The sequence below is a fragment of the Enterobacter sp. CCUG 70166 genome (assembly GCF_020224095.1).
In the GTDB taxonomy this organism is placed as follows: Bacteria; Pseudomonadota; Gammaproteobacteria; order Enterobacterales; family Enterobacteriaceae; genus Enterobacter; species Enterobacter intestinihominis.
The window spans coordinates 1-17,013 of sequence record NZ_NRIQ01000008.1; the positions used below are offsets into that span (position 1 = coordinate 1).

Here is a 17,013-nt window from a genome sequence, read left to right on the forward strand (position 1 = left end):
ATATATGGGGTTCACTTCATGGCGGGTGGCCGCTGCCGGACTGGTTCTGGCCGCAATGGCGATTGCGGCCATTATTATTCTGCTGCCGCTGAAAACCTCCGACACTGAATTATGGTCAGTGGATAAACAGACCGGGCGCTATGAATATATGACCCGCGTGAAGGAGCGGGATATTGCTGCTGAAAAAGCGCTGGCACATTCACTGGCAGCACACTATGTCAGACTTCGCGAGGGATATAATTATTTCTCCCTCCAGCGTGATTATGACGACGTGCAGTTATTTAACAGCGACAGCGTGAACCGGGACTATCTGGACGGGTTTAACGGCGACCAGGCACCGGACGTGATTTTTAATAAGGCGGAATATGTCGTTTATATCGCCATTATTTCCAATGTGCATGCGCCTGCCACCGGGCCGGATAATCTGGCAACACTGCGTATTAAGCGCACAATCCGTCGTGTTGCTGATAATTCCGTGAAAACGGATGTGTGGAATATCCGCCTCACTTACCGCTACGTCCCGCACCGGCAACTGACCGACAGCCAGCGCGAAGTGAACCCGCTGGGCTTTATCGTCACCAGCTACCAGCGCGATAAAGAGCTGAGGGGGGAATGATGCTGAAACATCCCCTGCTCCTCTCTGGCTTAATGGTGTCATGCCTGGCATGGGGCGCAGCGACACCGCGCGGCAGCGCGTATGACAGCCGGATGCAGAACGTCACGTACAACAGCCAGAACGCCACGGTCGTCAGTACCCGCCCCGGCTACGTCACCATGCTGGTGTTTGATGACGGTGAAACCGTTATCGATGCGCAGGCGGGTTTCCCCAAAGGCTGGACCGTGACGAAAAGCGACAACCGGGTGGGCGTCAGCCCGAACCCGATTACCCAGCCGGTCACGGACGCCAGCGGCAACAACGTCAGCCAGGTGTTTCTGCCGACGGCAAAAGACTGGAAAACCAATCTGTTCGTGGTGACCTCGAAGCGCGATTACAGCCTGGAACTGAACGTGCTGGATAAAGACTCGCCCGCCCAGGCCTTTGTTATCCGCTACCGCTATCCCGACGAACTGCGAAAAAAGTCTGCCGCCGCCAGCGCCGCCCGTCAGCAACATCAGCAGGAAGCACTGGACCGGCAGCGGATAGCGGCGGCATTCGGGCAGGCCACCACGCCGCGCAACTGGCGCTATACAAAACGGGTGGCAGCTGGCTCAGCCTCCATCGCCCCGGACTTTACCTGGGATGACGGTCGTTTTGCGTATATCGGTTTTTCTCCTGCGAAAACCCTGCCATCCGTTTTCCGGGTGGTGAACGGCCTGGAGCAGGCGGTCACGCCCCGAACCATTAAACAGGGCAACTACACCGTGATGGCGGTTCCGGCATCGCCGCAACTGGTTCTGCGTTACGGCACCTCGGTGGTGGGGATCGAAAACGACGGATCCGGGCGTATCCCGCTGACCAACAGTGACACCGTTTCGCCGTCCGTTACGCTGGAGGCAAAATGACCGACAAATCTTTCCCGGACGAACCGGAAAAAACCACCGCAGAACGGGAAGCGGAAGCCCGTGAACGCGCCCGCGCGGCAATGGCATATCAGGAGCCGGAGCAGAAAACGCCGCCCGGTCAGCCGGAAGTGACCCGTTTCCGTAAAGCTTCAGGTCGCCGCACGCTGATCGTCAGCCTGCTGAGTCTGGTCCTGGTCATCGCGCTGGCATCCGGTGGCGATCGTCTTCTCAGCGCCCTGAAAACGGGTGATGAGAAAGAATCTGGCACCGCGCCGCCCTCCTCCGGTACGGTGCAGCATGAGCGTAAGAATCTGGGTCTGGACAGTAACCCGTTTGGCCTGTTCGGGCCTGGGAGGCAGGAAAGCACAGACCCTGCCAGTCAGAGCGCCCCGGCCACTCCAGCTCTGCCGCCCGGGCCGCCCGCCCTGAACAAGGCGGCAGCACTGGCAGACGGGCTGAACAGCGACAGTACAGGGTCAGGCGACGATACACGCACGTCCCGAAGCGGATCGCGCAACAACGCGGGAACGTCGGGCAGCCCGTCAGCCTCCACGGCGTACACATCCTGTCAGTCTGTACTGGTCAGTGGCGAAGATGGACGTCTGCGCTGCCCGGATACGACAGCACCGGCAGGCAGCAATAACAACGACAATCCGGGCGTTGCCAGTGTCACTGGTGTCAGGCGGCTGGGCCTCGATCCCGATCTCTATATCCCGGTGGATCGTTATATTCCGTGTTCGATGATGCGGCGCTTCGTATCCGATGTTGGCGGTCATATCTCCTGCCTGATCGGTGAGAATGTCTGGAGCGCCAGTAACCACGTGAAGCTGATCCCGGCAGGAACGGTCGCCCGTGGCGTCTACCGCACTGGCGCACTGCAACACGGGCGCAGCCGGATGTTTGTGCTGTGGACGGAGCTGCGCACGCCGGAGCCCGGCAGCCTGCAAATCCCGCTCACCGATACGCAGGCCACCGGCCCGCTCGGTGAGGCGGGTATCGCGGGCTGGATCGACAGCCATTTCTGGGCGCGTTTCGGCAACGCCCTGATGCTCAGTACCGTGCAGGACGTGGCGGCAGCGGCATCAGATGCCGCGCCGGGTAAAGACCGCAATACCGACTATACCGAAAACACCCGCGCCGCCACGGCGGAAATGGCGAAAACGACGCTGGAAAACAGCATCAATATCCCGCCCACGATGTACCTGAACCAGGGCGATGTGATCGGCATCATGACCGGTACGGATATTGATTTTTCCTCTGTTTATCAACTACGGCTGAAAAAGAAATGGTATGAACGCTGAAAACCTGTCACTGGATTTTATGAAAAACCGGCTGTTTGGCGACTTTCTTGCTCAGGATGGCCTGACAGAAATTGCTGTTAACCGGCCGGGTGAGCTGCATACAAAAATTCGGGGAAAATGGCAAAAGCAGGCATCCCCCATCACGTTGCGTCAGTGCCATGCTTTTGCCAGAGCGCTGGCGTCCTGGCATGACGATAATATTGACGATACATCACCCATCCTTTCTGCAACATTAGGATCTGGCGAACGTATTCAGGCGATTATTCCTCCGGCCTGTGAACGTAATACGGTGTCCATTACGCTGCGCAAACCCTCGTTTGAGCAGAAAACACATCAGTCATGGATTGATGCGGGATTTTATCAGCGCGTGGCCGGTCAGGAAAAAACGGAAAGTCAGGATAATGCACTAATCCGGTTATATCACAGCGGGGATATTCCCCACTTTATGGAAAAGGCGGTGGAATACGGCAAAACGATTTTTATTGTGGGTGAAACCGGCTCCGGCAAAACCACCTATATGAAAACGCTGCTGCATTATATTCCGCTGCATCTCCGTCTGGTAACGATTGAGGATAATCCCGAAATCCGTTTTTATCACCACAGCAATTATGTTCATCTTTTTTACCCGGCGGATGCCGGGGATAATGCTATTGTCACGCCCGGCAGGCTGATCCGTGCTAATTATCGTATGAACCCTGACCGGATATTACTGGCGGAAATTCGTGGGCGGGAAGCGTGGGACGCGCTGAAAATTGTCGGCTCCGGGCATGAGGGGTTAATCACCTCCCTGCATGCGGGCTGTCCGGCAGAATGTATTGAAGGGATCATTGACCGCTGCTATGAAAACCCCGACTGCCGGAACATTCCTTTTGATGTGTTGTTACGCAAGGTACTTAAAAGCATTGATGTCATCGTCAGCATTGATATACACGGCGATGTGCGCCGGATGAGTGATATTTACTTTAAGCCAGTTCATTTAAACAGCACGAAAGAGACATTCAGAAAATAACCCCGACAAATAACATTAGCCAAAAAACGCAACCTTTAATTAATCATAATGGTAACTGAAATGAAAAAAGCAATATCCTCCGTATTATTGTTCTGCGTTATTGCATCATGTTCAACATCTGTACTGGCTGCTGATGCCTGCGAGGTGGTGTTATGTATGTACGGTAAAGCAACCGGAAATGGCGGCGGCAGTGAATGTCATTCCGCTGAACGTGCATTCTTTAATATCGTGATAAAGAATAAACACGGCTTTCTTCCTGACCATACGGCCGATGCCAGACAATCATTTTTAAGTGAATGTGATTTGGCAGACCCTGCGGCTATCAGTCAGATCATCAGTAAATATGGCCGCATTCGTGGTTAATACTGGCGAGACGGGCACAGAGCATGACGGTTTTCAGGTTTTTACGGCTTCTATTTTTCGCGGATTAAGAAGCGAAGAAACAGGGGCCGTAAAAATGAGGCTGCGGACAGAAATATTTTCGCGGGTTAAGGAGCGAAAATAATTCAGGCACCGCACCTCACCTGCAAACAGCCGCGCCCACGCGGATTTTGCAGGCCGGGGGGAGCCGGATAAATTTCGCCGCCCCAGCGAGCGAAAAGCTGTCGCCCACGACAGCGGTTTACCCGGGGGGCGCAGCCCCGCACACCGTCGCAGCTAAGTCTCCGGCCCAAAGCCGGTAGCGTGGCGCGACCACCCTCTTTAAAGGTCAGCTTCCCTTTTATTCCCGCTGCGAGGAACGAGCAAAGGGAAGAAAAAGGCGAAAGCGACCGTCTTAAAGAGGGTGGTCGCGCGTAGCGGGCGACGGTGTGCCGCTTTTGACCCCGGGGGTTTTGGCGCGGCGTCCAGCCACGACATTACCCCCATGCGACATATCATAAGGGCGTCCAGCCCGCATGAACTGGCGCACGCCGTTTCGTGCGGGGAAGCATGCTTTCCTGCACATGGCCGCACAGCGGCCACCTTCTTCGTCCCAGACGTTCGCCCCGCCTTTTCGCCCGACCCCGTGGGGCGAACTGATGGGGCGATGTCATGGGGCGAATCACTGACGAAGGAGGCACGATGATTTTAAATAAGCTTGCCGCTTCATTGTCGCCGATAGTGAACGGGATGCTGGCGCTGCTCGCTTTTGTGCAACAGCAACAACTGATGCTGGCATTATTAGCGGGGCTGACGATGCCGTTTTTTGCATCAATGAAAAGCGATGAACGGCAGAAAGCCCCGCTCTGGAAAAAGCTGATTATGGCTTTTTCCCTGCTGTGTTTTCTCTCCGGCACACTGGCTCCGATAGTTATCGGAGCCTTTCAGTGGCTGTATAAAATCAGACTCACCAGTGATAATTCAGGACTGGCCTGGTCAGTACGGATTGCTTTCACTGTAACCGGGATTATTTTTCATATTATGCTTCGCCGGATATTCACGCCGGAACTGGACAGAGTAAAGAAACGCCTTGTTAAAAAGACCACCCTTGAACGGGAATTGCGCACTGATGTCCGCACCGTAAAATCCCTTCTGCCGGAAACTCTGCATTATAACCCGCTGGATTATATCGACCTGAATAAAGGCATATTTACTGGCATGAACAGGGAGAATGAACCGATGTATCTCCCGTTAAAAGACTGGCAGAAACAACACGCGGATATTATCGGCACCACCGGAGCCGGTAAAGGGGTTGCCGCTGGCATTTTGCTTTATCAAAGCATTCTGACCGGTGAAGGAGTATTTGTGATGGACCCCAAGGATGATGAATGGGCACCGCATCTTTACCGCAAAGCCTGCGAGGATGCAGGAAAACCCTTTGCCTTAATTGACCTGCGAAAACAGCAATACCAGTTAAACCTGATTGAAAATATTACTTCCGATGAACTGGACGAATTGTTTGTTGCCGGTTTCAGCCTGGCGGAAAAAGGGCAGGAATCGGACTTCTATCGTATTGATGACCGGAAAGCCGCGCGTATGGCCGCGCAATTTGTCAGTGATAACCCATCGGCAACTCTCCGTGATGTTTATAACGGTGATTACGTTCAGGGTATTGCCGAAAAAATCAAAGCGTTCTTTGGGAAGATTGAGGAACTGGCATTACTCAATGCCATTAACTCACCAGAAGGCTTTTCGCTTAAGCACATATTTGATGAAGGCGGTTGCTGTTATGTTGTCGGCTCCATGCGAAACAGCAAAATTATTACAGCCCAGCGCATGCTGCTGGTTCGCCTTTACCAGTTGGCAGAAAAGCGCGATCGAGTAACAGACGTCCCCCGCCCTATTGCTGTTTATCTTTCCGAACTGAAATACCATCTATCCAGGCCAGCGCTGGAAGGTTTAGGCGCGGCACGGGATAAAGGCGTACACATTATTATGGACCACCAGTCCATCGCCGATTTAAAAGACTGCCCGGCAGATTTGAAAGGTGACGCCGTTGTCGGCGCTGTGGTAGAAAATGCCAAATTCAAACTGGTTTACCGGGTTATGGACCCGGATACGGCGGAATGGGTGGCGAGAATGTCAGGCACGATTCTGGTGGATGATGAACTCCGTAAAGCGAAAACGGATAATATGCTGACGGAAACGATCGACAGTGAGCGCACAATCCGCCAGGCCGAACGTTTCTTCATTGACAGCAATATGATCCTGAACCTGCCCGATTTTGTCAGCTTTATCTTTACGACAAAAACGCTACCTTCTGCCTCACTGATTTCACCGATAAAGGTCAGAAAGCGTCGGTTAAAAAACTTTTCTGTTTCCCCTGATATTGCCGCAGCGGCAGCCCCGGTGAAAATCGCGCTGGATTTTGGCGACGATGATAAACCTTCCGCACCGGAGGTGACGACATCGCATCCGGATCTTTTCTTCGACATAAGCGAAGTAAAACCGGCAAAGCCCCAATCTGATGATGAAGAACACTTCTCCCCGCTGGATTTTTAAGGAGCGGTTATGCTGATTTCGTCATATCACGAGCGCCAGACGCGTAACAACGAAAAAATCAAACAACTGCTAAATTTCCTGAAAGAAGAGACCTACAGCGATTTTAAAACGCTGATGCTGTTATTTGGTTTCCGGGATCATAAGTCGCTTTATTCACTGCTGGCAAAAACAGAGCGAATGGGGTTAATACAGAAGCATATGCTTGAATCACGAACAATGAAGATTTCATTATGGGGGATCACCAGCGACGGGCTGGCGGTGGTGTTAACCCCGAATGATAAAATCTTTCCTGCTCGGTTTGAACCATCAAAAATCACCGGCTGGACGCTGGAGCACCATCTTGATAATCAGGCCGCCAGGCTTATTCTGGAGAAGAAAGGCGCTTCGGGATGGATTAACGGCGACCGGGCCACCTTTATCAGCCAGTATCAGGTGAAACATCGCCCGGACGGGTTATTAACCCTGCCTGACGGAAACGTTATTGCCATTGAAACCGAGCGCCGCCAGAAAACCCGGGCCCGTTATCAGTCGATAATTGCCAGTCACCTGCTGGCCCGTACCCGCAAGAACTGGATTTACGTTTTTTATGTTGTGCCCGATCCACAGAAGAAGCGTGCGCTTGAACTGTTGTTTGACAGCATCAGGCATGTCATCATCAACCATCAGCACGTCCCGCTGGAAGAACGCCACCGTCGGGTGTTTCGCATTTATACCTTTGATGAACTGAAACACCTGTCATTAGGCAGCTATACGTAAGCTTTTACTCAGGCCATCATGATGGCCTCACCGGCCTGGCGGCGATACCGCCAGGCCGGAAGTTTTTTATTGCACTGCGAGGCGCAGACTGTTCGGTACTCGCTGTGCTGCGTTCCGCCTCAGTCTGTGCCTTGCAGCGTTGCCGGTAAAAACCATGTAACCACATTCCCTTGCGGTTATCCGGCTCCGGCCTCAGAGTTTATTCATCAGATAACAATGCGCTTTAGAGGCTGCGCTGGCCGCTTTGAAAATATAGCGCTTGTCGTTTTTCAGCGCTTTCAGCCAGGAAGCGATGTAGCTTTCATGTTGTACCTCGCCATCAATCCCCAAATCCGCCATCAGAAAGGCACTTCCCAGCTCCGCCACTAATTCCTCCTTCGCATAATCTGCACTGCCAAACTTCCCTTTCATTTCACGGTTCAGGCGTTTTTTACCCCCACTCCAGTGAACCAGCTCATGCAGGCCAGTAGCATAGAAATTAGCTGCATCTGAAAACAGATGGCGCTCCGGTAGCCATACTTCATCAGTTGAGGGTTGGAAAAAGGCGTTTTGTCCTTTCTCGATGATGTTTGCGCCACTCTTCCATAACAGGTTCTCAGCCTGCGGCAACGGGTCAAACGTCACTTCCGGGGCAACAGTTTCTGCCGTCAGTGAGAGACCATCAATTTGTTCGACGTTAAACACAGTAAAGGTTTTCAGCATCGGGATATGCTCAGTGTCTCCGGCGTCGTTTTCCTTCTCCAGCGTGGTGTAGAAAATGGCAGTTGTACCGTGCTCACCTTTGCGAACCTGTCCGCCTGCTGCCTGCGACTGTTTGTAGGTCATCCAGCGGGAATCGCTGAAACCCTGTTTTGACGCACTGCACCACAGCAACATGATATTCATGCCGCTGTAGGCTACGCCGGTAGCGTAATTGGATGGCAGACCAGACATACCCGGTACACGCTGCCACGGGCAGGACCACGGTTTAACACCCGCTTCAAGTGCAGCAATGATGCTGTCGGTGACGGTCTGATAAATATCCGTTCTGGTTTTAGACAATTTCGTTTTTGAGGAGCCTGACGGGTCCAGCGGGGATACGCTGGTCGCCGCTGCGGCGTTAGGGGCTCTTGTCAGGGAGGTATGCAGGGAATTCGTCATGGTTTTTTCTCCGTCAGTGTGTGATTTTCGTCTTCGTATCGCCTGACGGTTCGCTTTCCCGGCATCGTTCTGTCCTGCAAGGGCGCAGAATGCGTGCCATTTACCCTTGCGGGACGGGTTGTGTTGGGAAACGATTAACCGGAAGCGAATACGGGGAACGCAAAGCACACAGGAGAAAAAATTGCCCCTGCATAGCCGGGCGTAGCACCCCTTACTCCGCAGTGGTGAAAAGCAGATTTGGTGATGTTGAGCCGGAGACTGGCACTGACAGGAACTTCATGTAGGTGTTAGCATGCTTTCCTGCCGGACGAGACGGTCCTGCTAACTGGGGGCGGTTTGTTGTTAAATTGTCTCGTTCCGGCATCAATCACTACCTGTTCTGGGCTGTCTACGTATTGAACGCAGCATAGAGTCTATCTAACACCACCCGGACCCGGGATTAGAGATTTCTTGAAACAGGCCACAGCGCCGTAACCGGGGCACCCGGGCGTAGCGAGCGGCCCCAGCTTGCTACGCAGGTGTGACTATGGTTTTGGTAGTAACCAACATCGTCAGTTGTGCTTCTAGTACATATAAGAGGCGGTCTTACTAGCTAGCGACTCGCCCCCCCCACTTAAGTAATAAGTCTAAAGTTTCGTAATTATCTGATTGCCAGATTGACCAAATCCATAACATGAGTAACATTTGTAAATATTCATACAAGTGCAGTGCCTAGGCAACTGAGGGCGGTAGCGTGGGTCGAGGTCTCACTTTCTACATTGGAAGCCAATTGGCTATCACGTTCGAGCCTGTTCTTAGCAGCAAGAGATTGATACGTGCTATCCGGTTAGTCCAGACTATGGCTGGACCAAATTCTGGATTAGGTCCAATAAACTATATCAACTAGAAAAATATTTTTAATAGCATGAGGTTTTGTTTATGCACGTCATTTACGGAGAAACTATTAACGATGTAATAATGAAACTCTTGGAAAAAGTGCTTAATGAAGGAGTTCGTGTTTCGACAAGGAATGGGGATGCTATAACTATTTATGATGTTAGTATGATCTTGCGAAACCCTAGATCAAGACATTTAAGTTTAGCGGGTCGAAAAAACAACATATTCTCCACATTTGCTGAAGCTATATGGGTATTTGCAGGCGATAACCGAATTAAACCATATCTAACTTTTTTTTTACCAAGAGCGCCTAAATACTCAGATGATGGTGTCACTTGGCGAGCAGCTTATGGAGAAAGACTATACGCTCACGGGCAACTTGAAAATGTCGTGCAACAATTCAAAAACGAAGGAATATTTACAAGAAGAGCGGTCATTAGCCTATACATGCCTGACAGAGATACAAGTAAAAGCCTCATAAAGTTATACAACATAGAACATAGTGTCGATATACCTTGTAATAACTTAATTCATTTTTTTATCACTCCTGACAAAAATTTAAATATTAAAATAGTCCAAAGAAGTGGCGATCTAATATTTGGAGTAAGCAATATAAACATTTTCGAGTTTAGTTTACTTCAAGAGATAGTACTTTCAATGTTACAGAGGGAAGTTGATAGCGAGATTAAACTAGGATACTTACATCATTCAGTAACCAATCTTCATATATATGATGATAGAATAGAACAAGCCAATGAAATACACAAAAGAAAAGAAGAACAAATGACAGATTTGATAAACGATGATGAAATATCATTTCCTCCATCACTACCAAATATAAAATCATTATTCTGTGATATAGTCTTATTCCTTGAAAGAATAATAACAGAAAATGCATATAAAATAGACACAATAGAGAAGGAAACTGAAAAACTAAAAAAAATATTTATTGAACATTTTGTAGAAACTGAAAGAAATTTACTCTGGGGATATGCAGAAGCAGCTTTATTATATATTTTTCAGGAAAGGTTTAAACAACCAATAGTGTTAACAGCTAAGTTAAGCGATGATTTCAATCTAAGCGTAACTTCCAATCACTTCAATAATTCTAATAAGGAGCGCCTATGAGAATTGCATTCATGGGAATATCGGGTAGTGGAAAAGATTTTCTTGCTAATTATCTAATATCCAACTATGAATTTGTTAGATTATCATTTAGCGATCAACTCAAAAAATTGGCCAATCATATTTACCCTTGGATGGAAAAGGATTATAGCCCTGAAAAGAAAACGTTATCACTCAATATAGCCTTACCTACAGGCGACTTTATCAACCATTCACCAAGAGATATATGGCTGAGCTTAGACAAACTAAGGGAAATTGAAGAAAAAATATTTATTAGAATGCTATCAGAAGAGTTGAAAGTTTTAGAGGAAAATGAAGGGACGAATAAAAACATAATAATTACTGACATAAGATCAAATGAAGAATTCGCATGGTGTAAGAACAATCAATTCACAATAGTTCATATAGAACGGGAAAATAATAATTATAAAAGATACGAAATTGACAAGTATGTAAATGAGAACAAAACAAAATCAGACTATCATTTTAACAATAGTGTGAACGGAATTGATAGTTTTAAAAACTTTTTCGAAAGGGTATTATTTAGTGAACAGTAAAAACGATCAACTTTTTTGTAATGTCAGAGAAATGAAAATTAAAACCGCTAAACCCATCTTAAATGAAGCTGTTATCAGAGAATGGTTTTATCATCAACGAGAGAGAACCTCTATATATTACAAGAAAGAGATACTTAACCTTCCGCCATATTGGACAGAAGACAAGATATTGAGAAACTATAAATTTGTAAATACTAAAAGAACATGGGACAAAGAAACCAAGTGGTTATTAACAAATATAACAAACAATGATAAATTGAGTTATGATAATAAAATACTCAATTCATTTCTATTTAGAGTGGTAAATAAAAGCGATACATTCAATGAGATTGATGCGCCCTTTGATTTCACAAATATGACGATTCGTGATATTAATGAAAAAATCAGGGAGAAGACTCTCAATATATCCATAAAAAAACCAGGCTATGTATTTTTTAGTGCAGCCTATATTTTAGGAGGTCCGAAGTTTAATTTCGGGAAATACTTAGAAAATATAGAGGGCACAACGGAAAATGACATGGTAATTAGAATGATCAAATTTGTTTATTATAACCAAGATAAAATCGTTAATGGTGTAAAATCATCAAGAAATCAGCTTGAAGTTTTTGAAAATTTAAAATCATTTTCAGGGATTGGGGATTTTCTAGCATATCAAATTTTCATAGATCTGACATACTTAGCCAATTTTCCGTTTACAGAGTTGAATTTTGTTATTTCAGGCCCTGGTTGTGAAAGAGGAATTAATTGGATTTTTTCTAATAGAGATGGAATGAATAGCGAAGAGTGTTTGTTCTGGTTCACTATTAACCAAAACAACATCGCAGAAAAATATAATGAACACTGGAACATGGATGAAATATTCCATTTCCTGCCTAAAGAAGAAAGAGTTTACACCTTAATGGATATGGAAAATAGTGGTGCATGCGAGATAGATAAAAGATGCCGAACTAAATTTAACAATAAAAGACCGAAACAAAAGTATCATTATCAAAGTAATAATATAGAATTATTTTATAATTAGCAAATTACAAAGGATTTTAAAATGGTTAAAGAAATTAAGAAAAATGTTTTTGTTAGCCATCATCATAAAGATGACGCTAGTGTTGATGGGATTTCTCGTTTAGCTGCAGCAAAAGGTTATCATTTACGTAATAGTTCTATCAGAATGAAACCTGAAAACCAGCGACGAGTTGAGGAAAAAAAACTTAGTGATAGAACGATTGCACGTTTACTTAGAATGAAAATGAGGTGGGCTAGTCAAGTTATAGTTGTTATCGGGAAAGAAACGCATACCAGACCTTGGGTAAACTGGGAAATTCAAGTAGCTCATCAACTTGGAAAACCAATCATAGGTGTATATGAAAATGGTTTAAAAGGCGATGTAAAATTACCAGAGAATCTCGAAAAGTATGCAACCTCTATAGTGGCCTGGAGAAGTGACGCCATTATCAACGCACTAGAAGGTAAAACTTCATTTGAAAAACCTGATGGTACGGATCGTGATAAAGTTCAAGGTGGGAATGTCGTATGCTAATTGAGCCTAACTCTCACCTTTATGTCTATGCAATAACGAGAGACTTTGGTTTTGCACCCAATCCATTTCATGGAAGTTGTACCTTGGCAACATGCAAACCTGGAATTAGAAAGTCTGCTAAAGTGGGTGATTGGATACTCGGAGTTGGTGGAGCTAATTTAAAATCAGCTAAAAAAAAATGTATCCTATTAATGAAAGTTTCAGAAAAAATTAGTTTCAATGCTTATTGGGAGGATACCAGGTTTTCTATCAAAAAGCCTGCTAGAAATGGTAGTCATGTACAAATTCTGGGCGATAACATCTACCATCAAAATGAAAAAAATGAATGGATACAAGAAGATTCTCATCATAGCAATCCTGATGGTTCATTTAACATGACAAATCTTGAACGAGATACTAGTTCTAATAACGTGTTGATTTCTGATCATTTTTATTATTTCGGTAATAAAGCGATTGAAGTAGACTTAGACTCTCTTGAATATCATAGAATTAGAAACTATAAAAAGATTCCTTTAAATTCTACAATACCAGCCATTAACCTTATAAAAAGAATTGAATTTGATTTTAGAAGTGATAAAAATTCAGTTATATCTGACCCATGCAATTTTTCTGATTTCTATAAACGTGTAGATCAGCGAACTGGAGAACTTTATTGATAGGTGCACATATTTTGTGTTCCATATATTTTTAGTCTATCATTTTTTTCAACCATCGCGGTTACTCTCCCGGAGGAAGTCTAGACAAAAACTCATGAAATAGCTTGCTGTTATATTCTTTAGATAGGCGTTAAATAGTACCTCAGACATCATTAAATATTCTAAACAAAATAAAACCCAAAGCTTCCACCGTTATGCCCAGTAAAAAGACATTCGATTGAGTGTGGTGTATACATCAGTAAGAGAAACGGTTTATTTATGTAAGTGATACCTGCCTGATTTAACAAATTGTTAGATATAAAATTTATTAGCTCAAAATTGAACTGACTGTTTTCTCTGGCAGCGTACAATCAAATCTGATCGTCAGTTTTGAGCTGTGAGTTCAACGTATCGATGCAATGCCATCCTTAATCAAGGGGGGTGTTACCATGAAACGAAGAACGTCTATTAACTACAAGCCAGAACAGAAAGCGATTATCTGGGACAGATATAAGCATGATGATTCCTTGTATGACATCGCCAGAATATTCGACAGATATCATTCTTCTATCATGCCCACTATGCACCAGACATTAAGAGGAAGTTTAAATGAGCAACCATAAGAAAAATATCGATACAGATTGGTATAATTTCCAAGAAGAGATTTGTGAACATTTTAAAAATTTAGGTGCCAACGCTAAGACGAATGTTACAGTAGAAGGTGTAAGAGGAATTTCGAATATAGATGTGGTAGTGGAATCCAAATATCTTGGGACTGATTTCAAATGGTTCGTAGAGGCTAAGTATTGGAATAGTAATGTCACAAAAGAAATTGTTCATGCTTTTTTTACAGTGCTTCAAAATACCGGTGCCGATAGAGGTTTCATCATTTCAAAAAAAGGTTTTCAATCAGGTGCAATAGAAGCCACAAAGCATACAAATATAAGTTTGTATACACTTGACGAATTTAAGAAAAAAACAAACCATCTTGTGCAATCTAATATATTAAAATCTTTTTTGAATCGTGCTATTTTAACTAGCACTAGATACTGGGGGCATACAAAGAAAACAAGGATAAAATATGAACTTAGATATGAAATGTTTGATGATAGAGAAATCCTTTCATGCGCTGTAATTCTCATTATTGTTACCGACTTAATTATCGATGAAGAGATTACCTATCCATTTGATGTTTCTCACTACACAGGGAAACAAATAGATCCAATTAACAGTTTTCATGAGTTAATGCATTGGTTGAATTTAAGTTTGAATGAGTTAGATCGTAGAATACTAGATGCTGAAATAATGATGAAGGTCAACGGAGATTTCGATCCTATATATGAATATTACACACCTGACATCATTAGAATTTGCACTAAAGAAAGAATTGATAACTTTTTAGATTATAGTTTCTTTCCTGAAAAGGAAAGAAAAATCTTGATTGCACAAAAAAAAATGGCAGAAGACTACAGAAAAAGTCGGAAGATTAATTGAGGGTTTGATATATCCGAACAATAGTGCAAGCCGTTCTGATAGACACGTCCGCTCTCGGCACAGAACTGTCTGTAAGATTAGATTTAGCTCTGCGCCATTAGAGTTCCGAATTAATTCTAAGCTGATACATAAAATGGACGATAGATTTTTTTCAGCCACGTTTTACTAATCGAAAAAGCCCTCTCAAAATCATAGCGATAGCCTGATCTACATGAGGAGTCTGTGCTAGCACAACATTTTCCAACTCAGTAAGTCCATTGTTCAGATCCTTGTAAGAAAAACCGGCAAATTCTTCCCGCCCTCTCCAGTTGCGTTGCTGCATTCCGTCAGATGCCACAATATTCAGAGACTCCGTGATATCTTTTGCACATCCACCAAAGCCTCCCATAATAAAAAGGGGTTGTTTAGCACGAATTGATAATACAGCCTCTTCTGCTATACCGGGCATTGCCCCCTTATACTTATCAACCTGCCCGCCAAGAATAATACGGGCATGTGTGTCTTGTAACATAGCATGTCGCATTGCTGTCAAACCTATTTCCCAATCTTCATTAGAAGGAATAGTTGCTATGTAATGGGCTCGTTCTGCCATTGGCAACGGCTCGCCATCCCGATTGAACAAAACAAGTCTTGCCATTCCTTTCAGGTCCGCACTGAGCCTTTCCAAGTCACTGGCATCTTTTTGCATATGCACCGGCCATGCAAGATAGTTCAATATACTGGAACGTTCATCCCCCTCATCGGCATCTCTTCTATGGCGTGCTACTAACTCAAATAACAGTTCAGTAAAACCATTAGCACGTAGATCTCCGCCATAAACAATCCGGGCTCCCAAGGCTAATAAATGACGCGCAATTTCTGTCATCGCGTCATATAAATGCTGTTTACTTAACCCCAATACAGGCATATCTGGGCTATCTGATGTAGATATTGCAATAATATGCTGACTAAGCATTTCACGATAAGTCATGATGTTCCCTCTGCCAGCCATTCGGTAAAACTTCTAAGCCTGATACCGGATTTAACTTCTTCAAATAATCGCTCTTCTTCCGAACTTAAGGGTGGGTCAGGATATACAATTGTAGGTTGCCCAATACCGGGGAACTTTAAACCAGCAAGTGAAATTAACTCCGGCGCACGTGGAACAAACTGCACTGCACTTTGTTTAGTATTAACCAATTGTATACGACAACGCCACAGAAAATCTTTCAGAACCTCATCAAGCAGGCGTGCAATAATGATATTAATTCGTTCAGCCTGCTGGGGATCCATTCTCACTATGGGGACATTTCCCATATAAGGAAATCCCCTTTCATCCAATTCGCTAATACAGTTGGCAACAACTAAAGGTACACTATTACGTTTAGCTTCTATAATCTCTCTGCGACACCATTCACGCGAGGAATAAGAGTCGGTATGTATGGCAACAACTGCGCTTTGCGCCAGCTGTTTCAATAGCACCTGATGAAACCGAAGCCCAGCAGGGATATCATGGACATCAAAGAATGAACTTAACCCATGTCCACTATGTAATTGCTCACGTATCAAACGAGCAATCCGCTCTCCATCTTCATCATGTTTAGAATGGCTAAGGAATATCTGAACTTTCTTGAGATAATTAAGCAAATCATCTTCATCTTTTTCTGGTTGTTTCAGATGTTCCAGGTAATGGCGCAGCATCCTGCAAAATTCGTATGTAAGCTCACTAATCAATCGTATATGAAGATTTGCAGTATTGTTACTCCCATCCTGTATCCATTGGTCCCAGCGCAATGCCTGCTCTTCCAGTCCAAGATTTAATCCTTCTCCTTCAATAGCAATGGGGAAAAGATGTGTACCCAGTCCAGCTATTTCCGACTGCGTGGATAGCTCCCGAAGGTAAGTCCCCCATTCAGGATCATTTGCCATACATGATTCTGCAAGTATAAGGACTGCGGTGGTCTCTGATTCTGAAAAATTGATCGGCAACGGCTTCCCCGTTTCAGGTAGAGGCTCAGAACGAAAAATAACACTTAAACCGGTTCCTCCAGCAACGTTCTGATAGAGTTCCCGACGAAAGTGTCCCCGCAATATTTCAGCCAGTCCAGCACCACCGGCGAAATCCGGGTGCCAAATGATATAAACAACAAGAAATGGTTTTGCTAAATTCGTCTCAAGCATA

16 protein-coding genes and 1 pseudogene are annotated in these 17,013 nt (G+C 45.3%); 14 read left to right on the forward strand and 3 right to left on the reverse strand.

Annotated elements, in window-relative coordinates:
- From CKK19_RS04205 to mobC, 7 genes are all read left to right on the forward strand, one after another.
- A partial coding sequence (locus CKK19_RS04205) for a virB8 family protein (RefSeq protein WP_225455030.1) occupies window positions 1-616 on the forward strand: 616 nt, incomplete at its 5' end.
- Window positions 613-1,503, forward strand: a complete 891-nt coding sequence (gene virB9, locus CKK19_RS04210; RefSeq protein ID WP_003036368.1) for a P-type conjugative transfer protein VirB9 — start codon at window positions 613-615, stop codon at window positions 1,501-1,503. The genes CKK19_RS04205 and virB9, both read left to right, overlap by 4 nt.
- On the forward strand, window positions 1,500-2,804 hold the full coding sequence (gene virB10 / locus CKK19_RS04215) for a VirB10/TraB/TrbI family type IV secretion system protein (protein ID WP_063945085.1): 1,305 nt from the start codon (window positions 1,500-1,502) through the stop codon (window positions 2,802-2,804). The genes virB9 and virB10 overlap by 4 nt, the downstream gene beginning before the upstream one ends.
- The gene (gene virB11 / locus CKK19_RS04220; RefSeq protein WP_003036362.1) at window positions 2,794-3,813 is read left to right on the forward strand and encodes a P-type DNA transfer ATPase VirB11; all 1,020 of its coding nucleotides are present in this window, start codon (window positions 2,794-2,796) and stop codon (window positions 3,811-3,813) included. The genes virB10 and virB11 overlap by 11 nt, the downstream gene beginning before the upstream one ends.
- 60 nt (window positions 3,814-3,873) lie before the next feature.
- Window positions 3,874-4,176 carry a TrbM/KikA/MpfK family conjugal transfer protein gene (locus CKK19_RS04225; protein WP_003036360.1) on the forward strand — a complete coding sequence of 101 codons (303 nt, stop codon included), beginning with the start codon at window positions 3,874-3,876 and terminating at the stop codon, window positions 4,174-4,176.
- A 699-nt stretch (window positions 4,177-4,875) separates the two neighbouring features.
- Window positions 4,876-6,735, forward strand: coding sequence for a type IV secretory system conjugative DNA transfer family protein (locus CKK19_RS04230; protein ID WP_224396677.1), 1,860 nt, complete (start codon window positions 4,876-4,878; stop codon window positions 6,733-6,735).
- Window positions 6,736-6,744: 9 nt separating this feature from the next.
- A complete protein-coding gene (gene mobC / locus CKK19_RS04235) occupies window positions 6,745-7,491 on the forward strand; it encodes a MobC family replication-relaxation protein (RefSeq protein WP_224396675.1) in 747 nt (248 codons plus the stop codon).
- A gap of 192 nt (window positions 7,492-7,683) precedes the next feature.
- Here the strand turns inward: mobC and CKK19_RS04240 are convergent, their stop codons facing one another.
- On the reverse strand, window positions 7,684-8,631 hold the full coding sequence (locus CKK19_RS04240) for an ArdC family protein (protein ID WP_135711151.1): 948 nt from the start codon (window positions 8,629-8,631) through the stop codon (window positions 7,684-7,686).
- A 918-nt stretch (window positions 8,632-9,549) separates the two neighbouring features.
- Between CKK19_RS04240 and CKK19_RS04245 the strand changes: the two genes are divergently transcribed.
- From CKK19_RS04245 to CKK19_RS04275, 7 genes and pseudogenes are all read left to right on the forward strand, one after another.
- Entirely contained in the window at window positions 9,550-10,635 is a 1,086-nt protein-coding gene (locus CKK19_RS04245; protein ID WP_225455031.1) for a thymidylate synthase, read from the forward strand.
- The gene (locus CKK19_RS04250) at window positions 10,632-11,189 is read left to right on the forward strand and encodes an adenylate kinase (protein ID WP_100098107.1); all 558 of its coding nucleotides are present in this window, start codon (window positions 10,632-10,634) and stop codon (window positions 11,187-11,189) included. The genes CKK19_RS04245 and CKK19_RS04250 overlap by 4 nt, the downstream gene beginning before the upstream one ends.
- Window positions 11,179-12,210 (forward strand): nucleotide kinase domain-containing protein, encoded by a 1,032-nt coding sequence (locus CKK19_RS04255; protein WP_100098106.1) that lies wholly within the window; start codon window positions 11,179-11,181, stop codon window positions 12,208-12,210. The genes CKK19_RS04250 and CKK19_RS04255 overlap by 11 nt, the downstream gene beginning before the upstream one ends.
- Window positions 12,211-12,231: 21 nt before the next feature.
- Window positions 12,232-12,723, forward strand: a complete 492-nt coding sequence (locus tag CKK19_RS04260) for a TIR domain-containing protein (RefSeq protein WP_100098105.1) — start codon at window positions 12,232-12,234, stop codon at window positions 12,721-12,723.
- Entirely contained in the window at window positions 12,717-13,379 is a 663-nt protein-coding gene (locus CKK19_RS04265) for a hypothetical protein (protein ID WP_022065024.1), read from the forward strand. The genes CKK19_RS04260 and CKK19_RS04265 overlap by 7 nt, the downstream gene beginning before the upstream one ends.
- A 428-nt stretch (window positions 13,380-13,807) precedes the next feature.
- A pseudogene (locus CKK19_RS04270) lies at window positions 13,808-13,951 on the forward strand (IS30 family transposase); the annotation flags it as partial.
- A gap of 16 nt (window positions 13,952-13,967) precedes the next feature.
- The gene (locus tag CKK19_RS04275; protein WP_022065025.1) at window positions 13,968-14,852 is read left to right on the forward strand and encodes a restriction endonuclease; all 885 of its coding nucleotides are present in this window, start codon (window positions 13,968-13,970) and stop codon (window positions 14,850-14,852) included.
- Window positions 14,853-15,003: 151 nt separating this feature from the next.
- Here the strand turns inward: CKK19_RS04275 and CKK19_RS04280 are convergent, their stop codons facing one another.
- Together CKK19_RS04280 and CKK19_RS04285 are read right to left on the reverse strand one after the other, a co-directional pair.
- Entirely contained in the window at window positions 15,004-15,822 is an 819-nt protein-coding gene (locus CKK19_RS04280; RefSeq protein WP_100098103.1) for a hypothetical protein, read from the reverse strand.
- Window positions 15,819-17,012, reverse strand: a complete 1,194-nt coding sequence (locus CKK19_RS04285) for a toll/interleukin-1 receptor domain-containing protein (RefSeq protein WP_225455032.1) — start codon at window positions 17,010-17,012, stop codon at window positions 15,819-15,821. The genes CKK19_RS04280 and CKK19_RS04285 overlap by 4 nt, the downstream gene beginning before the upstream one ends.
- Window position 17,013 lies beyond the last annotated feature (1 nt).

Coding starts and splice junctions, on each gene's coding strand:
- virB9 (WP_003036368.1), top strand. CDS start 613: ATGATGCTGAAACATCCCCTGCTCCTCTCTGGCTTAATGGTGTCATGC.
- virB10 (WP_063945085.1), top strand. CDS start 1,500: ATGACCGACAAATCTTTCCCGGACGAACCGGAAAAAACCACCGCAGAA.
- virB11 (WP_003036362.1), top strand. CDS start 2,794: ATGAACGCTGAAAACCTGTCACTGGATTTTATGAAAAACCGGCTGTTT.
- CKK19_RS04225 (WP_003036360.1), top strand. CDS start 3,874: ATGAAAAAAGCAATATCCTCCGTATTATTGTTCTGCGTTATTGCATCA.
- CKK19_RS04230 (WP_224396677.1), top strand. CDS start 4,876: ATGATTTTAAATAAGCTTGCCGCTTCATTGTCGCCGATAGTGAACGGG.
- mobC (WP_224396675.1), top strand. CDS start 6,745: ATGCTGATTTCGTCATATCACGAGCGCCAGACGCGTAACAACGAAAAA.
- CKK19_RS04240 (WP_135711151.1), bottom strand. CDS start 8,631: ATGACGAATTCCCTGCATACCTCCCTGACAAGAGCCCCTAACGCCGCA.
- CKK19_RS04245 (WP_225455031.1), top strand. CDS start 9,550: ATGCACGTCATTTACGGAGAAACTATTAACGATGTAATAATGAAACTC.
- CKK19_RS04250 (WP_100098107.1), top strand. CDS start 10,632: ATGAGAATTGCATTCATGGGAATATCGGGTAGTGGAAAAGATTTTCTT.
- CKK19_RS04260 (WP_100098105.1), top strand. CDS start 12,232: ATGGTTAAAGAAATTAAGAAAAATGTTTTTGTTAGCCATCATCATAAA.
- CKK19_RS04265 (WP_022065024.1), top strand. CDS start 12,717: ATGCTAATTGAGCCTAACTCTCACCTTTATGTCTATGCAATAACGAGA.
- CKK19_RS04275 (WP_022065025.1), top strand. CDS start 13,968: ATGAGCAACCATAAGAAAAATATCGATACAGATTGGTATAATTTCCAA.
- CKK19_RS04280 (WP_100098103.1), bottom strand. CDS start 15,822: ATGACTTATCGTGAAATGCTTAGTCAGCATATTATTGCAATATCTACA.
- CKK19_RS04285 (WP_225455032.1), bottom strand. CDS start 17,012: ATGCTTGAGACGAATTTAGCAAAACCATTTCTTGTTGTTTATATCATT.